The organism is Bradyrhizobium sp. 18BD, assembly GCF_054185225.1.
This window is the reverse complement of the sequence record NZ_JAVAYL010000022.1, coordinates 62,571-80,694: the sequence shown is the minus strand read 5'-3', so window position 1 is coordinate 80,694 and position 18,124 is coordinate 62,571. Positions and strand designations below refer to the sequence as shown.

Sequence of the window (18,124 nt, the reverse complement as noted above, 5' to 3'; positions counted from 1 at the left end):
CCGTCAGAACGCGGGGCGAGGGAGAAGATCTAAATCAACCGCACGCCTGAGATCGCCGACTTCAGCCAGCGCAACGCTTGCGGCGGCTGGGCTGCCAGCGGGGCGACGGCGGCCTTCTCCGTGCGGCACTTCTCCAGCTCGGCGACGAAGTCCGCCGACCATTGCTGGATGGTGTGGCCGCGCAGCTTCTTCATCATCGCATCCCAGCGCATCTTGCGCTCGGTGAGCGGCATCGCAGCCGCGACCGCGATCGCGCGGGCCATGCCGTCGATGTCATGCGGATTGACCAGCAACGCCGTCTCGAGTTCGTTGGCAGCGCCCGCGAACTTCGACAGCACGAGCACGCCGGGATCGGCCGGGTTTTGCGCGGCGACATATTCCTTGGCGACGAGGTTCATGCCGTCATGCAGCGGCGTCACCACGCCGACCTGCGCAGTGCGATAGAGGCCGGCGAGCACGGTCTGGCTGAAGCCCTTGTTGAGGTAGCGGATCGGCGTCCAGTCCACCTCGCCGTGACGACCGTTGACGTCGGTGACGAGACGCGCGACCTCGTTCTGGAGATTGCCATAGGCCTCGATGCCGCCGCGCGAGGGGTTGGCGATCTGCAGCAGCGAGATGCTGCGCGCAAACTGCGGCTGATCGGTCCAGAGCCGGTCGAACGCACTGATGCGGTTGACGAGGCCCTTGGAATAGTCGAGCCGGTCGACGCCGATCGCGAGCCGCTCGCCGTTGAGGCTGCGGCGCAGGCGCGAGACATCCGGATGCGACGCCGACTTCGCGGCATAGGCCGCGAATTTTTCCGCATCGATGCCGATCGGGAAGACCTCACAGCGGGTGCGGCCGTGCTGCGACAGCACGATACCGTCCTCGACGGTGAGGCCGAGCTCGCCGCCGGCATAACCGAGAAAATTCTGGCAATCTTCTTCCGTCTGGAAGCCGAGCAGATCATAGGCGAGCATCGCCGTGATCAGTTCGCGATGATTGGGCACGCCCTGCATCACCGCGGCGACGGGCCAGGGCGTATGCAGGAAGAAACCGATCGGATCGTCGACACCGAGATCGCGCAGCTCCGCACCGAGAGCGAGGAAATGATAATCCTGCACCCAGAACGCGGTCTTGGCTTTGCGGAAGCGCAGCAGAGCGCGCGCCATGAAGGCGTTGACCTCACGATAGCTGACATAATCTTCGCGCGATACGCGGATCAGGTCGCTGCGCGAATGTAGCGCCGGCCACAGCGCCGAATTGGCAAAACCTTCGTAATAGCCGCCGTAATGCGCAGCCGGAAGATCCAGCGTCGCAATCGCGCCGGAGCCCAGCGCCTCGATCTCGGCGAACGGTTCCTTCTGATGGCCGTCGCGCACGCGGCCGGAGGAACCCACCCAGATCGCACCTGAATGCTCCACTACGGGAAGCAATGCCGCTGCGAGGCCGCCCGTCATGGGCTCGTTGGGTTTACCGCGCGCAACTCGATTTGAAACGACGACTAAGTTCACAGGTCGTCCCCTCCTGTTCATTCCAGCCCGTTTAACTGCCGTTCATCAATATGGTTCCTGTCATCATTTCCACGAAATGAAACCAAAGTCAGGCATGCGCGTTGGAACCAGTTTCCTTGCGGGAACTCGGCAATTTCCATTGAAAAAGAGAGTTTTGGCGACTGTTTTGCACAGCATCAATCGCATGCGCTGCGGATCAGCGCGCGCGACAATGTGGCCCCGAGATGACGTGCCTTATTCCAACCTTGTATCGTCGAGCAGGCGCGCAAGGAACGCGCGCACATCGTTCGGCGCGTCGAAGTGGCCGTTGACGCCGATGGCGCGTCGGCCGACCGAGAAAGAAAGTCCGTTCATCTCTGGCATGATCGCGAACACGGTTTCATCGGTGACATCGTCACCGATGAAGATCGGACGACGTCCCCTGAACGGCTCATGCTTCATCAACTCACGCACGCCGGTTGCCTTGGTGAACCCGGAATGCTTGATCTCGCAGACGAACTTGCCGGGCAATACCTCGATCGGTGCATTGGGCAGGTCGGCGCGGATCAACGAGACGGCCTCATAGATCGCCTTCTCCGCATGCGGCGCGAGGCGATAGTGCAGTGCCAGCGAATAGCCCTTGTCCTCGAGCAGAATGCCCGGGCTGAGCTTTGCAATCGCCGCCAGGCGCCGCTTCAATTCCTTGTCCATCGGCGGCGCATGCACGTCGTCGGCCTCGCTCCCCGCCGACAGGCGCATCTCCGCGCCGTGTCCGGCGACGGCGCGAAACACGTCTGGCGCGAAGATCAGGTCGATATCGTTGAGCGAGCGGCCGCTGACCATCGCCAGCGCGCCGGATGTGCGCTCCGTCAGGCGGTTCAGCGTCTCCGACAAGCCCGGCGGCACCCACACCTCGCGCGGCGTCGGCATCAGGTCGAGCAGCGTGCCGTCGATGTCGAGCAGGATCGCGGTCTCGCCCAGATGCGGGACGAGCGCATGGGGCACAGGCACCGCGTCGGGCGCTTCATCTTCCAGCATGGGACGCTTCTGATCCAGTTCAGCAAGTTCCGATTTCATAGTCTACTCCATAGAAGCTAGCGGCCGCGCGATTTGTTCGAGCGATTTTCGTTCCGCCGAGACGGCGTAGCGCCACGCCACGATCGCGGCCGCGATCATCAGGAAGGATCCCAGCAGATAGCCGGCGAACACGCTGGTGCGCGATCCCGTGTCGATCAGCGCACCGAACAGGGCTGGCCCGATCACGCCGCCAATACCGGTGCCAATCGCGTAGAACACGGCGATCGCCAGCGCGCGGACCTCCAGCGGAAACGTCTCGCTGACGGTGAGATAGGCCGCGCTAGCCGCGGGCGAGGCAAAGAAGAAGATCACCATCCAGGCGATGGTCTGGCCCTGCGCACTCAGCGCACCGATCGAGAACAGATAGCCCGACAGCGCCAGCAGCAGGCCGGACATGCCATAAGTGAACATGATCATGACGCGCCGGCCGAGCGTGTCGAACAGGCGGCCGAGCAGCAGCGGTCCGAGGAAATTGCCGGCGGCGAACGGCAACAGATACCAACCGACATGGTCGGCGCTGATGCCGTAGAAATCGGTCAACACCAGCGCGAAGGTGAAGAAGATCGCGTTGTAGAAGAAAGCCTGCGCGCTCATCAGCACCAGGCCGACCAGTGCGCGTTGGCGATAGGCCGAGAACAGCGTGTGCACGACCTCGCGGATCGGCGTGTGGTCGCGCATCTTCAGGCGCATTTTGGCAAAGCGCCCGTCGCTCGCATCCTGATCGTATCCGATCACCGAGCGCTCGATCTCGTCGACGATGGCGTGCGCCTGATCGGGCCGGCCATGGATCATCAGCCAGCGCGGACTTTCCGGGATCCACATTCGCATCAGGAGCACGACGAGGCCGATGGCCGCGCCGATGAGATAAGCGAGCCGCCAGCCGAGATCGGGGCTGAAGAAGGCGGGATCGAGCAGCACGATGGCCGCGACCGCGCCCATCGCGGCGCCGAGCCAGAAGCTGCCGTTGATCACCAGATCAGTCCAGCCGCGATAGCGCGCCGGCACTAGCTCCTGGATGGTCGAATTGATCGCAGTATATTCGCCGCCGATGCCGGCACCGGTAAGGAAGCGAAACAGTGAGTAGCTCGCAATATCCCATGACAGCGCGGTCGCGGCCGTCGCGGAGAGGTAGAGCGCTAGCGTGATAAAGAACAATTTCTTGCGGCCGATGCGGTCGGTGAGCCAGCCGAAGCCGAGCGCACCGAGCACGGCGCCTGCAAGATAGGCGGAATTGGCGATGCCGAGATCCAGATTGGAGAAATGCAGCATCGGGCTCTGCTTCAGCGCGCCCGAGAGTGCACCGGCCAACGTCACTTCGAGTCCATCGAGAATCCAGGTGATGCCGAGCGCCAGCACGACGCGGGTGTGAAAGCCGCTCCACGGCAACGCATCGAGCCGCGCGGGAATGCTGGTCTCGACGATGCGGTCGGTCGCGGCCGCCGAGATCGCAGGTCCATAGTTCAGCGCTGGGCTTTGCTGCAATTCCATCGCGTTGTTGCGTTTGACCAATGGAATCGGCCCCGGTTCGCATGAGGTGGACGGGGGCGATCCGATCATGAGGGTGCGGCATTCCGCCTGCCACCTGCGACAACGTCGGCGGCTGCGCCAGGTTCCCTTAGGAACGGCGTCGAATGCGGCCCGTTTCCGATGGAGCTGCAAGGAGTTGGTGCATGGCTCATGTCAGAAAGACGACACATTCGCGGAAGAGCCGCGCAGGCAAGGCGGCGCGCCGGAATACCAGCGCGAGACGAAGCACCGCACGCAAGAGCACGAAGCGCGCCACGCCAAAGCGCTGGTCGCAGCGCGTGACCAAGGAGAGCGACGCGCTCGATCTCAAGCAAGGCGTGTTCAAGCTGACCAGCGCAAAGAAGATCGCGGCGTCGCTGAAGCGCTCGGCCGAGCACAGCTCACGCCGCAAGACCGGCGCGTACCGGTCGGCACTGTCGATGCTGACCTTCTACATCAACCGCGCCGGCAAGACGCTGCCGAAAACGCAGCGCGAGCGGCTGGAGCGGGCGAAGGTGGAATTGAAGCGGGCGTTCGGAAGGGAGTGAACCTCACGCCGCCCGGATATTCCCCATGAAGCGGTCGAGCTCGGCGCGCAGGCGGGTGCTCTCGCTGGAGAGCGATTTTGCCGAGTTCAGCACCTCTTCCGAGGCAGAACCGGTCTCGGCGGCGCCCCGGTTGACCTGGCCGATATCGGTGGCCGCGGTCTGGGTGCCCTGCGCGACGGTCTGGACGCTGCGGGCGATCTCCTGCGTCGCGGCGCCCTGCTGCTCGACGGCGCTCGCGATCGAGGTCGAGATCGACGAGATCTGGCCGATGGTCGCGCCGATCTCCTTGATCGCGGCGACCGACTCGGCGGTGGCGCCCTGCATCCCTGCGATGTGCGAGGAAATCTCGTCGGTGGCCTTCGCCGTCTGGCTCGCCAGCGACTTCACTTCGCTCGCGACGACAGCAAAGCCGCGGCCGGCTTCACCGGCGCGCGCCGCCTCGATGGTGGCGTTGAGCGCGAGAAGGTTGGTCTGCTCGGCGATCGCCGTGATCAGCTTGACGACTTCGCCGATCTGCTGAGCGGCATGTGACAGCTTGCCGATCCGGCCGTCGGTTTCCTTGGCCTGCACCACGGCAGCCTCGGCAATGCGGTTGGAATCGCGCACCTGGCGACCGATCTCCTCGACCGAGGCCGAGAGCTCTTCGGTCGCGGTTGCCACCGACTGCATGTTGCTGGAGGCCTGCTCGGAGACGCCGGCGACCTGGCTCGACAGGCTCTGCGTGGTCTCGGCGGTGCGCGTCAGTGTGGACGCCGCCGATTCGAGCTGCACGGCGGAAGCCGAGACGTTGGAGACGATGGCGCCGACAGCGCTCTCGAAATCGTCGGCAAAACGAATCAGCTCGGAGCGGCGCGCGGCGGCCTGCTCCCGATTCTGGACTTCGCTGGCGGCGGCATCGCGCTCGGCCTTGGCGACCGCCTGAACCTTGAATTCCTCGACCGCGCCGGCCATCTCGCCGATCTCGTCCTTGCGTCCCAAGCCCGGCAGCACGACGTCGAAATTGCCCGAGGCGAGCTCACGCATCGCCTTGCACATCGCGATCATCGGCCGCGAGATGCCGTTGCCGAGCATCAGCGCGAGCGCTGCGCCGACGGCAAGACCGCCCAGCGCCATCATCAGCATCAACCGCTCGGTCTCGCCGATGGTCGCATTGGCGCTGGCCTCGATGCGCTGCTGATCGGCGGTCAGGTCCGAGCGCAGATCGGCCGAGAGCTTGAGGATGGACGCGGCCGTCTTGGTCATGTCGCCATTCGACTTGACGATGATTTTCACGTTCTCGGTCAATTTCGAGAAGGAGGTGCGGTACTGCTTCAGCAGATTGCCGATCTCGGTGACGCGGTCGGTGATCTTCTGGTCATTGGCATAGATCGAGACCAGCAGGGTCTCCAGGAACTTGATGCGGGCGATCACGCCGTCGGCGGTCTTCGGCTCGGGCTTGGCGACGAAGGCGCTGACCGAGGTGGAGACCGCGAGATATTGCGAGGTCACGTCCTTGGCCGTGGTCTGGACCGAAGCGAGCCCGGCGAGCGCGGCGGTATCGGAAAGGTCGTCGAACTTGAAGCGGATCTTGTTGCCGACACTGTTGAGCTCATCGGCCGCGATCTTGTTGTTCTCGCGCGTCAGGGCGATGATCTCACCGAACACCTTCGTGAAGCGCTGGAACTCGGCCTCGAGCTTGCCGACCTGCTCGCGGCGTGCGGCCCCGGCCGTGGCCGCCATGGACTTGGCGATTGCGCCCTTCAGATTCTCTTCGGCCGCCTTGGCCGCGGTCTCGTCATCGGCTGCGCCGGTCAGCGTGTAGGCCCGAGCCAGCCCCTGATAGGCGATCAGCTCGCGGTCAACCGTCCGCGCCAGGTCCGCTTCCGACACGCTGGCCCGATAGGAGGCCACGGCGGCCTGGATCCGTTCGAAACCGAAATAGGCGAAAGCCATACTGACGGCGAGGATGGCCAGCACTGCCACGAAGCCGAGGATGATTTTTGCGCGAAAACGCAAGGTGAACAGCTTCGATGAATTCGCTTTCGACTTGGCGGACATTCCCCCACCCCATTCCATTCGCGGAAAACCAGGCGCAGCCCGGGAGCAGCCCGCTCCCCGACTCGCATGCACGGTAAGGGGCAAAGGATAAGCCATGGTAAATTTGTGGCGTCGCAACTTGCGGTTAGGTGACGCGGCCCGGCTGTCATCCCGGACAAGCGCAGCGAAGCGGAGCGCGATCCGGGATCCCCGCGCGAGCGCTTGCGCTCGTCGCGATCACAGGGAGAAGTTTGGCGGAGACCCGGAGTTATCAGGTCGCTCCATAACCCCTCCCTGGGGTTATGGGTCCCCGCGTTCGCGGGGACGACAGCGGAATGCGACGTGACAGCTGGGCCGAGCCTTTATGCCGCCCGGATATTCGCCATGAAGCGATCGAGCTCGGCGCGGAGGCGGGTGCTCTCGCTGGAGAGGGTCTTGGCCGAGTGCAGGACCTCCTCCGAAGCCGAGCCAGTCTCGGCGGCGCCCCGGTTGACCTGGCCGATATCGGTGGCCGCGGTATGGGTGCCCTGCGCGACGGTCTGGACGCTGCGGGCGATTTCCTGGGTCGCTGCACCTTGCTCTTCCACCGCGCTGGCGATGGAGGTCGAGATCGACGAGATCTGGCCGATGGTGGCGCCGATTTCCTTGATCGCGGCGACCGATTCGGCTGTGGCGCCCTGCATCCCCGCGATGTGCGAGGAGATTTCGTCCGTCGCCTTTGCCGTCTGGCTCGCCAAGGACTTCACTTCGCTCGCAACGACCGCGAAGCCGCGGCCGGCTTCACCGGCGCGCGCTGCCTCGATGGTAGCGTTCAGCGCGAGAAGGTTGGTCTGCTCGGCAATCGCGGTGATCAACTTCACCACCTCGCCGATCTGCTGGGCGGCGTGCGACAGCTTGCCGATCCGGCCGTCGGTTTCCTTGGCCTGCACCACGGCGGCCTCGGCGATGCGGTTGGAATCGCGCACCTGGCGGCCGATCTCCTCGACCGAGGCGGAGAGCTCTTCGGTCGCGGTCGCGACCGACTGCATGTTGCTGGAGGCCTGCTCGGAGACGCCGGCGACCTGGCTCGACAGGGTCTGCGTGGTCTCCGCGGTGCGCGTCAGCGTGGACGCCGCCGATTCGAGCTGCACGGCGGACGCCGAAACGTTGGAGACGATGGCGCCGACGGCGCTTTCGAAATCATCGGCAAAACGAATCAGCTCGGAGCGGCGTGCGGTGGCCAGTTCCTTGTTCTGGGCTTCGCTTGCAGCGGCATCGCGCTCGGCCTTGGCGACCGCCTGAACCTTGAACTCCTCGACCGCGCCGGCCATCTCGCCGATCTCGTCCTTGCGACCGAGACCCGGCAGCACGACGTCGAAATTGCCCGAGGCGAGCTCACGCATCGCCTTGCACATCGCGATCATCGGCCGCGAGATGCCGGTGCCGAGCAGGAAGGCAAGGACCGCACCGAGCAGCGTGCCGCCGACGGCCAGCATCAGCACCAGTTGCTCGGTCTTCCCGATGGTTGCCTCCGATTCGGCATCTAGCCGCTGCTGTTCGGCAACGAGGTCCGCCTTCATCGCGGTCGCGCCTTGCAGGATCGCACCGGCTGAGCCGCTCATCTCGGTGACGAGCTCGTCGACCATCTTGGCGTTGGCGATCAGCTTCTCCAGCGCTTCGCGATAGGCGACGAGGATGGTCTTGGCGTCCTTCAGGCCGGCAACGATCTTGTCGTCCATGGAATAGACCGCGCCGAGCGAGTTCTCGACGAATTTCAGCCGCGCCAGCGCGCTGGTTGCGATCGCCTGGTCGGACGTCAGCACGAAATTGGTCGCCGCTGCGCTTGCGGTCTGGAACTGGGCGTTGACCTGCTTGGTGCCGAACTCGATCGACTGCGCCTCGGAATCGGAGGCATTGTTGCCGATATCGTCAAGCTTGTACTTCAGGAGATTGGCCTGGCGCGTGAGCTGGTTCTGCACCAGCAGCGTGCTGTCACGCTTGGCTTGGAGCACCTTGGCGAAGGTCGACGAGAAATTCGAAAACTCCTTGGCGAGCTTGTTGAGGCTCTCCAGCCGCGCCGGCTTCTTGGCGCTCTTGACGGCCTGGTCGATGGCGCTCCTCAGGCTGGCCTCGGCGTCGAGGGCCGCCTTGGCGTCGTCCTCCTTGCCGGTGGCCACGAAATATTTGACGGCCGAGCGATAGGCCAGCAGCTCGCGGTCGATATTGCGGGCAAGGTCGGCCTCGGAGACGCTGGTGCGGTAGGAGCCGACCCCGGCCGAGACCCGCTCGAAGCCGAAATAGGAGAAGGCCATGCTGCCGGCGGAAATCACCAGCACCGCCGCAAAGCCCAGGATGATCTTGGCGCGGAACCTGAGGGTCGGAAATATTGTGCGCTTAGACGGCGACGCGACACGCCCGGACATTCCCAACCCCCATTTTTCATTTCAGCCGTGATCCGGAAGCGCCCCGCCTCCAGACCCGGATGCGCAAAACTAGGGCACAATGGATAAAGGGCGGTAAATTCGGCAGGCTCGCGTAATCTCAGGCTTCATCGGCCAAAGGCCGATCTGAATGACGATGATTGCTGGCATCCCACGCCGGCCCGACTGCCCCCTCCGGGCCTGTCCAGCCGCCCGGCAAATCATTGCAGGCCCGTCTGGATCAATGACTTTTCCATGACCAAGGCGACCAAAATCCTAGTTGCAAAGTTCCGGGTCGCTGTCTCTAATTAGAAACAATCAAAATCAATCCCGGGAGGATGACACCGTGTCTACAGTCAAACTGACAGTGAACGGCAAGGCCGTTGCTGTCGACGTCGAGGACCGCACGCTGCTGGTCCACCTGCTGCGCGATCACCTCAACCTGACCGGAACGCATGTCGGCTGCGACACCAGCCAGTGCGGCGCTTGCGTCGTGCACATGGACGGCAAGGCGGTGAAATCCTGCACTATGCTGGCCGGTCAGGCCGACGGCGCCAACGTCACCACCATCGAAGGCATCGCCAAGGGCGACGAGCTGCACCCGATGCAGGCCGCGTTCCGCGACAATCACGGCCTGCAGTGCGGCTATTGCACCCCGGGCATGATCATGTCGGCGATCGACATCGTGCAACGTCATGGCGGCCAGCTGGACGAGGCTACCGTCCGCCAAGAGCTCGAAGGCAATATCTGCCGCTGCACCGGCTACCACAACATCGTCAAAGCCGTGCTGGATGCAGCCGGACGCATGAAGGTCTCGCAGGCGGCCGAGTAAAGCGGCCGCCTCGAAAGAAGAACCACCGCCGCAGCTATCGATGGACAGCGCGGTCAAAGAAATTTCCGGTCGGGAGGACCAGACATGGGTGTTGAAGGCATCGGCGCGCGCGTCGTGCGCAAGGAAGACAAGCGTTTCATTACCGGCAAGGGCCGGTACGTTGACGACATCAAATTACAGGGCATGACCCATGCCCATTTCATCCGCAGCCCGCACGCACACGCCAAGGTCAAGAAGATCGATGCGTCCGCCGCGCTGAACATGCCGGGCGTGGTCGCGGTGCTCACCGGACAGCAGCTGGTCGACGACAAGGTCGGCAACCTCATCTGCGGCTGGGCCATCACCTCAAAGGACGGCAGCCCGATGAAGATGGGCGCATGGCCCGCGATGGCGCCGGAGACGGTGCGCTTCGTCGGTCAGGCCGTCGCGGTCGTCATCGCCGACAGCAAGAATCTGGCGCGCGACGCGGCGGAAGCTGTCGTCGTCGATTACGAGGAGCTTCCCGCCGTCGCCGACGTGCAGTCGGCGATCAAAGCCGGCGCGCCGCAGCTTCACCCCGAAGCTCCCGGCAACCAGGTCTATGACTGGGTGATCGGCGACGAGGGCGCGACGGATGCCGCCTTCGCCAAGGCCGCCAATGTCGTCAAGCTCGACGTCACCAACAACCGCCTCGCCCCGAACGCGATGGAGCCGCGCGCGGCGATCGCCGATTACGATGCGGCGGAAGAGCACTTCACCCTCTATACGACGTCGCAGAACCCGCACGTCGCCCGCCTCGTGCTGTCGGCGTTCTACAACATCGCCCCCGAGCACAAGCTGCGCGTCATCGCCCCCGATGTCGGCGGCGGATTCGGCTCGAAGATCTTCATCTACCCCGAAGAGATGGTGGCGCTGTGGGCGTCCAAGAAGGTCGGCCGCCCGGTGAAATGGACGGGCGACCGCACCGAAGCCTTCCTCACCGACGCGCATGGCCGCGACCATGTGACCCATGCCGAGATGGCGTTCGATGCCAGCAACAAGATTATCGGCCTCAAGGTGAAGACCTACGCCAATTTCGGCGCCTATATGTCGCTGTTCTCGTCGTCAGTGCCGACCTATCTCTACGCGACGCTGCTGTCGGGCCAGTACAACATCCCGGCGATCCATGCCGAGGTGGTCGGGGTCTACACCAACACCACGCCGGTCGACGCCTATCGCGGCGCCGGCCGTCCCGAGGCGAGCTACCTGATCGAACGTCTGATGGAGACGGCGGCGCGGCAGCTCAAGGTCGATCCGGCCCAGCTGCGCCGGACCAACTTCATCACCCAGTTCCCGCACCAGACGCCCGTGATCATGGCCTATGACACCGGCGACTTTAACGCTTCGCTCGACGCGGCGATGAAGGCGATCGACTACGCCGGCTTTGCAGCCCGCAAGGCGCAGGCGAAGTCGCAAGGCAAGCTGCGCGGCATCGGCGTGTCCTGCTACATCGAGGCCTGCGGCATCGCGCCGTCCAGGGCCGTCGGCAGCCTGGGAGCCGGCGTCGGCTTATGGGAGTCGGCCGAGGTGCGCGTCAATCCGGTCGGCACCATCGAGATCCTGACGGGCTCACACAGCCACGGCCAGGGTCACGAGACCACGTTCTGCCAGCTCGTCGCGGATCGCCTCGGCGTTCCCATCAGCCAGGTCTCGATCGTCCATGGCGACACCGACAAGGTGCAGTTCGGCATGGGCACTTACGGTTCGCGCTCGGCGGCCGTCGGTCTCACCGCGATCCTGAAGGCCATGGAGAAGATGGAGTCCAAGGCCAAGAAGATCGCGGCGCATGCGCTGGAAGCGTCGGAAGCCGACATCGTCATCGAGAACGGCGAGTTCAAGGTGACGGGCACCGACAAGGCGATCGCCTTCCCGATGGTCGCGCTCGCGGCCTACACCGCACACAATCTGCCTGACGGGATGGAGCCGGGGTTGAAGGAGAGCGCCTTCTACGACCCCACCAACTTCACCTTCCCGGCCGGCGCTTACATCTGCGAGCTCGAGGTCGATCCCGGTACCGGCAAGACCTCCTTCATTAACTTCGTCGCGGCCGACGATTTCGGCCGGCTGATCAACCCGATGATTGTCGAAGGCCAGGTCCATGGCGGCCTCGCCCAGGGCATCGGGCAGGCGCTGCTCGAGCATGCCATCTACGATGCCAACGGCCAGCCGGTCACGGCCTCGTTCATGGATTACTCCATGCCGCGCGCCGACGATCTGCCGTCGTTCAACCTCTCCCACACCACGACGCTGTGCCCGGGCAATCCGCTCGGCATCAAGGGTTGCGGTGAGGCCGGCGCGATCGGCGCCTCTGCGGCCGTGATCAACGCGATCACGGATGCGATCGGCAAGAACAATTTGGAAATGCCCGCAACCCCAGACCGGGTGTGGCGCACCATCCACGCGGCTTAAGAGGGAGGAACGAAGATGTACCAGACAACTTATCATCGCGCTTCCTCGGTCGACGAGGCCGCAAGCCTGTTCGGCCAGAGCAGCGAGGCGAAATTCCTGTCCGGCGGCCAGACGCTGCTGCCGGTCATGAAGCAGCGCCTCGCCGGACCCTCCGATGTCATCGATCTCGGCAAGATCAAGGACCTGATCGGCGTCGAGGCCTCCGGCGACACCCTGACCATCAAGGCCGCCACGCCGCATTATGATGTGGCAACCAGCGATGCCGCGAAGAAGGCGATCCCCGCGCTCGCCTATCTGGCATCGCAGATCGGCGATCCCGCCGTGCGCTATCGCGGCACGATCGGCGGCTCGATCGCCAACAACGATCCCGCCGCGGACTATCCGGCCGCACTGCTTGCGCTCGGTGCCACCGTGAAGACCAACAAGCGGTCACTCTCGGCCGAGGACTTCTTCAAGGGCCTGTTCACGACGGCGCTGGAAGACGGCGAGATCATCACCGCCGTGTCGTTCCCGGTTCCGGCGAAGGCCGGCTACGCCAAGATGCGCCATCCGGCCTCGCGCTTCGCATTGACCGCCGTCTTCGTCGCGCAGACGAAGTCCGGCGAGATCCGCGTCGCCGCAACCGGCGCCTCTCAGAGCGGCGTGATGCGGGTTGGTGCTATCGAGGCCGCGCTGAAGGCGAACTGGTCGCCGTCGGCGATCGACAGCGTCAACATTCCCGCGAGCGGACTGCTGGCCGACATCCACGGCACGGCCGAATACCGTGCCAACCTCGTCAAGGTGATGGCGCAACGCGCAGTGACGGCCGCTGGCTGACAATCGCGGCTAGCGGCTGAACGCAAATTTTCCGCGGCGCGCAGAAATGCGCGCCGCTTTTATTATGCGCCCATGCGTGAAAAGCGCTTGCCTCGTTGCCGTGAAGGCGGGAAAAGTTAATCAGCCAATTAACTCGCCCAGAGAGGAATGTCCGAGGCGTTTGCCGAACACCGGCATCCGTCCGCGACCCGAGGAAACAACAACGTGCTCGACAAACCAGCCCCCTCCGCTTCCGTCCGCACCTCCGGCCCGCTCTCGGGCTTCCGCGTCGTCGAATTCGCCGGCATCGGACCCGGCCCGTTCGCCTGCATGATGCTGGCCGACATGGGCGCCGATGTCGTCACGCTCGACCGCGTCGGCGCGAGGAAGAGCATGAAGTCGGTGGCGGGCCGCGGCCGCAAGGTGATCGAGCTCGACCTCAAGGACAAGGCCGCGATCGCGCAGGTGCTCGACCTGCTCGCCAGCGCCGATGCGCTGGTCGAAGGTTTTCGTCCCGGCGTGATGGAGCGGCTCGGGCTCGGCCCGGATGTCGTCCTCGCGCGCAATCCAAAACTGGTCTACGGCCGCATGACCGGCTGGGGCCAGGAAGGCCCGCTCGCCAACGCCGCCGGTCATGACATCAACTACATCTCCATCACCGGCGCGTTGGCCGCGATCGGAACCAAGGAAGCGCCGGTGCCGCCGCTCAATCTTGTCGGCGATTTCGGCGGCGGCGCACTCTATCTCGTCGTCGGCGTACTCGCTGCGCTGCTGGAAGCGCAGAAGTCCGGCAAGGGCCAGGTCGTCGACGCCGCGATGTGCGACGGCGCAGCGTCGCTGATGTCGTTCTTCTTCGACATGACAACGCTCGGGCGTTGGACCGAAGGCCGCGACCAGAACTTCCTCGACGGCGGCGCTCACTTCTACGGCGTCTATGAATGCGCCTGCGGGCACTTCGTTTCGATCGGCTCGATCGAGCCGCAATTCTACGCGCTGCTGCGCGAGCACGCCGGCCTGACCGATGCCGATTTCGACGCGCAGATGAACCCCAAGGCCTGGCCCGCGCTGAAGGAAAAGCTCAAGGCCGTGTTCAAGAGCAAGACGCGCGAGGATTGGTGCAAGATCATGGAAGGCACCGACATATGCTTCGCGCCGGTGCTGACCATGTCGGAGGCGACGGAGCATCCGCACATGGTCGCCCGCAACGTGTTCCTCGAGCGCCACGGCGTGAAGCAGCCCGCGCCCGCGCCGCGCTTCTCACGCACGCCGTCGGCGGTTCGCGAGCCGGTAGCGGCGGAGATCGGGACCGTGACGAAGGCGTGGGAGCGGTAGAACCGACAAGCAAGCTCTCATAGGGTGGGCAAAGCGACTTGTCCGCCGTAGCTCGGAGAGCGAAGGCGGAAGCGTGTCCACCGCTTTGACCCAGATCACGGAGAGATGGTCGGCACGGCGCTCCGCGCCTTTGCCCACCCCACGCAGTGTGCGCGACGGCTACGACCTTACGCCGCGTTGTCCACCTTCAGCACCCCGCGCCGGATCTGGTCCTCCTCGATCGACTCGAACAGGGCCTTGAAATTGCCCTCGCCAAAGCCGTCGTCGCCCTTGCGCTGGATGAACTCGAAGAAGATCGGGCCGATCGCGTTGGCCGAGAAGATCTGCAGCAGCACCTTGGTCTGTCCGCCGTCGACCACGCCTTCGCCGTCGATCAGGATTCCGTTTTTCTGGAGACGTGCGACGTCCTCACCGTGCTTGGGCAGGCGCGCGTCGACCTTCTCGAAATACGTATCTGGCGGCGACGGCATGAAAGGCAGGCCAGCCGCGCGCAGGCCCTCGATCGTGCCATGGATTTCGCGACAGCCGCAGGCGATGTGCTGGATGCCCTCGCCGCGATAGGTCTTCAGATATTCCTCGATCTGGCCGGAATCGCCGGCGTCCTCGTTGATCGGAATCCGAATCTTGCCGTCCGGGCTGGTCAGTGCACGCGAGAACAGGCCCGAGGCGCGGCCCTCGATGTCGAAGAAGCGGATCTGGCGGAAGTTGAACAGCTTCTCGTAAAAGCCGGTCCAGACATCCATGCGGCCGCGATGGACGTTGTGGGTGAGATGGTCGAGATAGAACAGGCCGGCGCCGACCGGCCGCGGATCGCGCGCCCCTAGCCATTCGAACTCGGCATCATAGGCCGAGCCCTTGGCGCCGTAGCGATCGACGAAATAGAGCAGGCTGCCGCCGATGCCCTTGATCGCGGGGACATCGAGCGTCTTCTGCGCGGATGACACATCGGCAGGCTCCGCACCGAGCGCAATCGCGCGGTCATAGGCCGCCTTCGCATCGACAACGCGGAACGCCATCGACGGGGCGCAGGGGCCGTGCGCGGCGACGAACTCGTAGCCGTGGGTGCCGGGCTCCTCGTTGACGAGATAGTTGATGTCGCCCTGGCGATAGACCGTGATCTTCTTGGTCTTGTGGTGCGCGACGGGGGCATAGCCCATCAGCTTGAACAGCGCGTGCAGCTCTTCCGGATTGGGATGCGCATATTCGACGAACTCGAACCCGTCGGTGCCCATCGGATTGTCGGCGCTGACAGTGGCCGGCGGTGCATCGTGCGGAAACGGACCCATGGTGTTCTCCCAAATTGCTGCTGGGATGAACTATCCTTCACGGCGCGCGCAAAGAGCGTGCAAACGGGGCGCGTTTTGGCTAACATATGCACGATCTGTGCATGAAATGGATAGAAGACGCATGATTCCGGTGGATGCCTTCGACCTCAAGATCCTCGGCGCGCTCCAGGACGACGGCCGCCTCACCAACCAGGAGCTGGCCGATCTCGCAGGTCTCTCGGCCTCGCAATGCTCGCGCCGGCGGATGCGGCTGGAGGAGGAGAAGGTGATCGCGGGCTATCACGCCGACCTCTCCAGCGAGGCGCTCGGCTTCGGCGTCATCGCCTTCATCCAGGTGGGGCTCGCGACCCACTCGCCGGACAATTCAAAGCGCTTCCGCGCCCTGGTGAACCGGATCGACGAGATCCAGGAGGCCTATTCGCTGACGGGTGACGCCGACTACGTGCTCAAGGCCGTGCTGCGCGACCTCAAGGGTCTGTCCAACCTCGTCAACGATGTCCTGATGCCACATCAGAGCGTGGCGCATGTGCGTTCCTCGATCGTGCTCGACCGGCTGAAGGAAAGCTCGAAGCTGCCGCTGAAGGAGATCAAGCCCGGCTGAAATCGAGGGAACTACGTCATTCGCGCCGCACGCGCGATCTGCGATGATCGCGGCAATTGACGGAGATTGCGCCATGGCCCTCCAGCTTCGACCGAACTGCGAATATTGCGACCGCGACCTGCCGCCAAGTGCAACGGATGCGCGGATCTGCTCCTATGAATGCACGTTCTGCGCGGACTGCGTCGAGACAAGACTCTCCAACGTCTGCCCGAACTGCGGCGGCGGTTTTGCCCCGCGCCCGATCCGGCCGACGCAGGAATGGCGGCCGGGCGTATGCACGACCAAGCAGGCGCCGTCCGACAAGCGGGTGCATTTGAAGTACAGCGTGGAGGACGTCGTCGCGCATTGCGCACGGGTGCGCGACGTGCCGCCGGAGAGGCGATAGGCTTTCTCCACACCGTCATTGCGAGCGCAGCGAAGCAATCCAGAATGCCTCAACGGACGGACTCTCGATTGCTTCGTCGCGGAGCCTGTCATCCGGCCCGCCGAAGGCGGGACCGGGTGGCTCCTCGCAATGACGGAGGTTGTGGTGAGGGCGGAGGCTACTCCGCCGCCAAAATCGTCCCCTCGACCTCGCCGAATCCGACGCGGTAGCCGTTGCCCTGGCACCAGCCGCGCATCACGAGGCTGTCGCCGTCTTCCAGGAACGATCGTTCGACACCACCAGGAAGCTCGATCGGCTCGGTGCCGTTCCAGCTGATCTCCAGGAGGCTGCCGCGCTGGTTCTTCTCCGGGCCGGAAATGGTACCGCTGCCGAGGAGATCGCCGACATTCATGGCGCAGCCCGAGGAGGCGTGGTGCATCAGTTGCTGCACCGACGACCAGTACATGTACTTGAAATTGGTGCGGCTGATGCTCGCGGGCGCGTTGGCGCCGGCGGCGCGCAAGGACACGTCGAGCTCGACATTATAGTTCTGCGGCTTGCCCTGCTTGAGATAATCGAGCGGCACCGGCTCCTGCGCCGGCCCGTTCAGGCGGAACGGCTCCAGCGCCTCGCGCGTCACCACCCATGGGCTGATCGAGGTCGCGAACGCTTTCGCCAGGAACGGGCCGAGCGGCACATATTCCCATTGCTGGATGTCGCGCGCGCTCCAGTCGTTGAGCAGCACGAAGCCGAAGATCATCTCCTCGGCCTGGCTCTCCGTCAGCATGCCGCCCATGACTGAGGGCTGGCCGACCACGACGCCCATCTCCAGCTCGAAATCGAGCCGTTTGCACGGGCCGAAACTCGGCACCTCGACATTCGGCGGCTTCAACTGCCCGCGCGGCCGCTTCACCTGCGTGCCGGAGACCACGACCGTGGAGGCGCGGCCGTTATAGGCGATCGGCATATGCAGCCAGTTCGGCTGCAGCGCATTGTCCTTGCCGCGGAACATCACGCCGACATTGGTGGCGTGCTCCTTCGACGAATAGAAATCCGTGTAGCCCGAGACCGCAAACGGCAGATGGAGTTTTGCCTCGCGCATCGGGACCAGTGCCTGCTTGCGCAGCTCCTCATTGTCGCGCAGCTCCGGATGATCGTGGCGCAAGAGCTCACTGATCCGCGCCCGCGTCTTCGTCCAGACTTTGGGCCCAAGCGCCATGAACGGGTTGAGCGAGGGTCCGGAGAACACGCCAAGCGGACCGACATCGAGCCGCGAATCCTGCTCGAGCTCCCAGAGATCGAGCACATAGCTGCCGATCGCCACACCAACCCGCGGCGTCGGATTGGCCGCGGTCGAGAACACGCCATAGGGCAGGTTCTGGATCGGGAAGTCAGAGGCGGGATCGATGTCGATGAAGGAGCGGAGGCTGGGGTCGTTGGGGTGGGTTGTCACTTGCGGCTCGATTCTT

14 protein-coding genes are annotated in these 18,124 nt (G+C 64.3%); 7 read left to right on the top strand and 7 right to left on the bottom strand.

Features of this window, described 5'->3' with window-relative positions; translation table 11 throughout:
- Positions 1-29: 29 nt before the first annotated feature.
- The 3 genes from RAD16_RS32400 to RAD16_RS32390 all read right to left on the bottom strand — a co-directional run bounded on the left by RAD16_RS32400 (position 30) and on the right by RAD16_RS32390 (position 4,037).
- Entirely contained in the window at positions 30-1,493 is a 1,464-nt protein-coding gene (locus tag RAD16_RS32400; protein WP_458161891.1) for a trehalose-6-phosphate synthase, read from the bottom strand.
- A 234-nt stretch (positions 1,494-1,727) separates the two neighbouring features.
- Positions 1,728-2,549: a trehalose-phosphatase gene (gene otsB, locus RAD16_RS32395; RefSeq protein WP_458161890.1), complete on the bottom strand. Its 822-nt coding sequence runs from the start codon at positions 2,547-2,549 to the stop codon at positions 1,728-1,730.
- A 3-nt stretch (positions 2,550-2,552) separates the two neighbouring features.
- Entirely contained in the window at positions 2,553-4,037 is a 1,485-nt protein-coding gene (locus RAD16_RS32390; protein WP_458161964.1) for an MFS transporter, read from the bottom strand.
- A gap of 182 nt (positions 4,038-4,219) precedes the next feature.
- Here RAD16_RS32390 and RAD16_RS32385 point away from each other — a divergent pair, with 182 nt between their 5' ends.
- Positions 4,220-4,603 (top strand): DUF3175 domain-containing protein, encoded by a 384-nt coding sequence (locus tag RAD16_RS32385; RefSeq protein WP_458161889.1) that lies wholly within the window; start codon positions 4,220-4,222, stop codon positions 4,601-4,603.
- 3 nt (positions 4,604-4,606) lie between these two features.
- On the opposite strand, the gene RAD16_RS32380 is transcribed toward RAD16_RS32385, so the two are convergent.
- Entirely contained in the window at positions 4,607-6,640 is a 2,034-nt protein-coding gene (locus tag RAD16_RS32380; protein ID WP_458161888.1) for a methyl-accepting chemotaxis protein, read from the bottom strand.
- A 341-nt stretch (positions 6,641-6,981) separates the two neighbouring features.
- On the bottom strand, positions 6,982-9,021 hold the full coding sequence (locus RAD16_RS32375; protein WP_458161887.1) for a methyl-accepting chemotaxis protein: 2,040 nt from the start codon (positions 9,019-9,021) through the stop codon (positions 6,982-6,984).
- 343 nt (positions 9,022-9,364) lie between these two features.
- Between RAD16_RS32375 and RAD16_RS32370 the strand changes: the two genes are divergently transcribed.
- The 4 genes from RAD16_RS32370 to RAD16_RS32355 all read left to right on the top strand — a co-directional run bounded on the left by RAD16_RS32370 (position 9,365) and on the right by RAD16_RS32355 (position 14,404).
- Positions 9,365-9,850 (top strand): (2Fe-2S)-binding protein, encoded by a 486-nt coding sequence (locus RAD16_RS32370; RefSeq protein WP_458161886.1) that lies wholly within the window; start codon positions 9,365-9,367, stop codon positions 9,848-9,850.
- A gap of 84 nt (positions 9,851-9,934) precedes the next feature.
- Complete coding sequence (locus RAD16_RS32365; RefSeq protein ID WP_458161885.1) at positions 9,935-12,277, top strand: xanthine dehydrogenase family protein molybdopterin-binding subunit; 2,343 nt, start codon at positions 9,935-9,937, stop codon at positions 12,275-12,277.
- 15 nt (positions 12,278-12,292) lie between these two features.
- On the top strand, positions 12,293-13,093 hold the full coding sequence (locus RAD16_RS32360; protein WP_458161884.1) for an FAD binding domain-containing protein: 801 nt from the start codon (positions 12,293-12,295) through the stop codon (positions 13,091-13,093).
- 204 nt (positions 13,094-13,297) lie between these two features.
- Complete coding sequence (locus tag RAD16_RS32355; protein WP_458161883.1) at positions 13,298-14,404, top strand: CaiB/BaiF CoA transferase family protein; 1,107 nt, start codon at positions 13,298-13,300, stop codon at positions 14,402-14,404.
- Between the two features lie 167 nt (positions 14,405-14,571).
- Here RAD16_RS32355 and hppD read toward each other — a convergent pair whose 3' ends face one another.
- The gene (hppD, locus tag RAD16_RS32350) at positions 14,572-15,690 is read right to left on the bottom strand and encodes a 4-hydroxyphenylpyruvate dioxygenase (RefSeq protein ID WP_458161882.1); all 1,119 of its coding nucleotides are present in this window, start codon (positions 15,688-15,690) and stop codon (positions 14,572-14,574) included.
- Positions 15,691-15,811: 121 nt separating this feature from the next.
- Here hppD and RAD16_RS32345 point away from each other — a divergent pair, with 121 nt between their 5' ends.
- Together RAD16_RS32345 and RAD16_RS32340 are read left to right on the top strand one after the other, a co-directional pair.
- Entirely contained in the window at positions 15,812-16,291 is a 480-nt protein-coding gene (locus RAD16_RS32345; RefSeq protein WP_254115155.1) for an Lrp/AsnC family transcriptional regulator, read from the top strand.
- 73 nt (positions 16,292-16,364) lie between these two features.
- Positions 16,365-16,676, top strand: coding sequence for a DUF1272 domain-containing protein (locus RAD16_RS32340; RefSeq protein WP_458161881.1), 312 nt, complete (start codon positions 16,365-16,367; stop codon positions 16,674-16,676).
- 157 nt (positions 16,677-16,833) lie between these two features.
- Here RAD16_RS32340 and fahA read toward each other — a convergent pair whose 3' ends face one another.
- Positions 16,834-18,108 carry a fumarylacetoacetase gene (gene fahA, locus RAD16_RS32335; protein ID WP_458161880.1) on the bottom strand — a complete coding sequence of 425 codons (1,275 nt, stop codon included), beginning with the start codon at positions 18,106-18,108 and terminating at the stop codon, positions 16,834-16,836.
- Between the last annotated feature and the right edge of the window lie 16 nt (positions 18,109-18,124).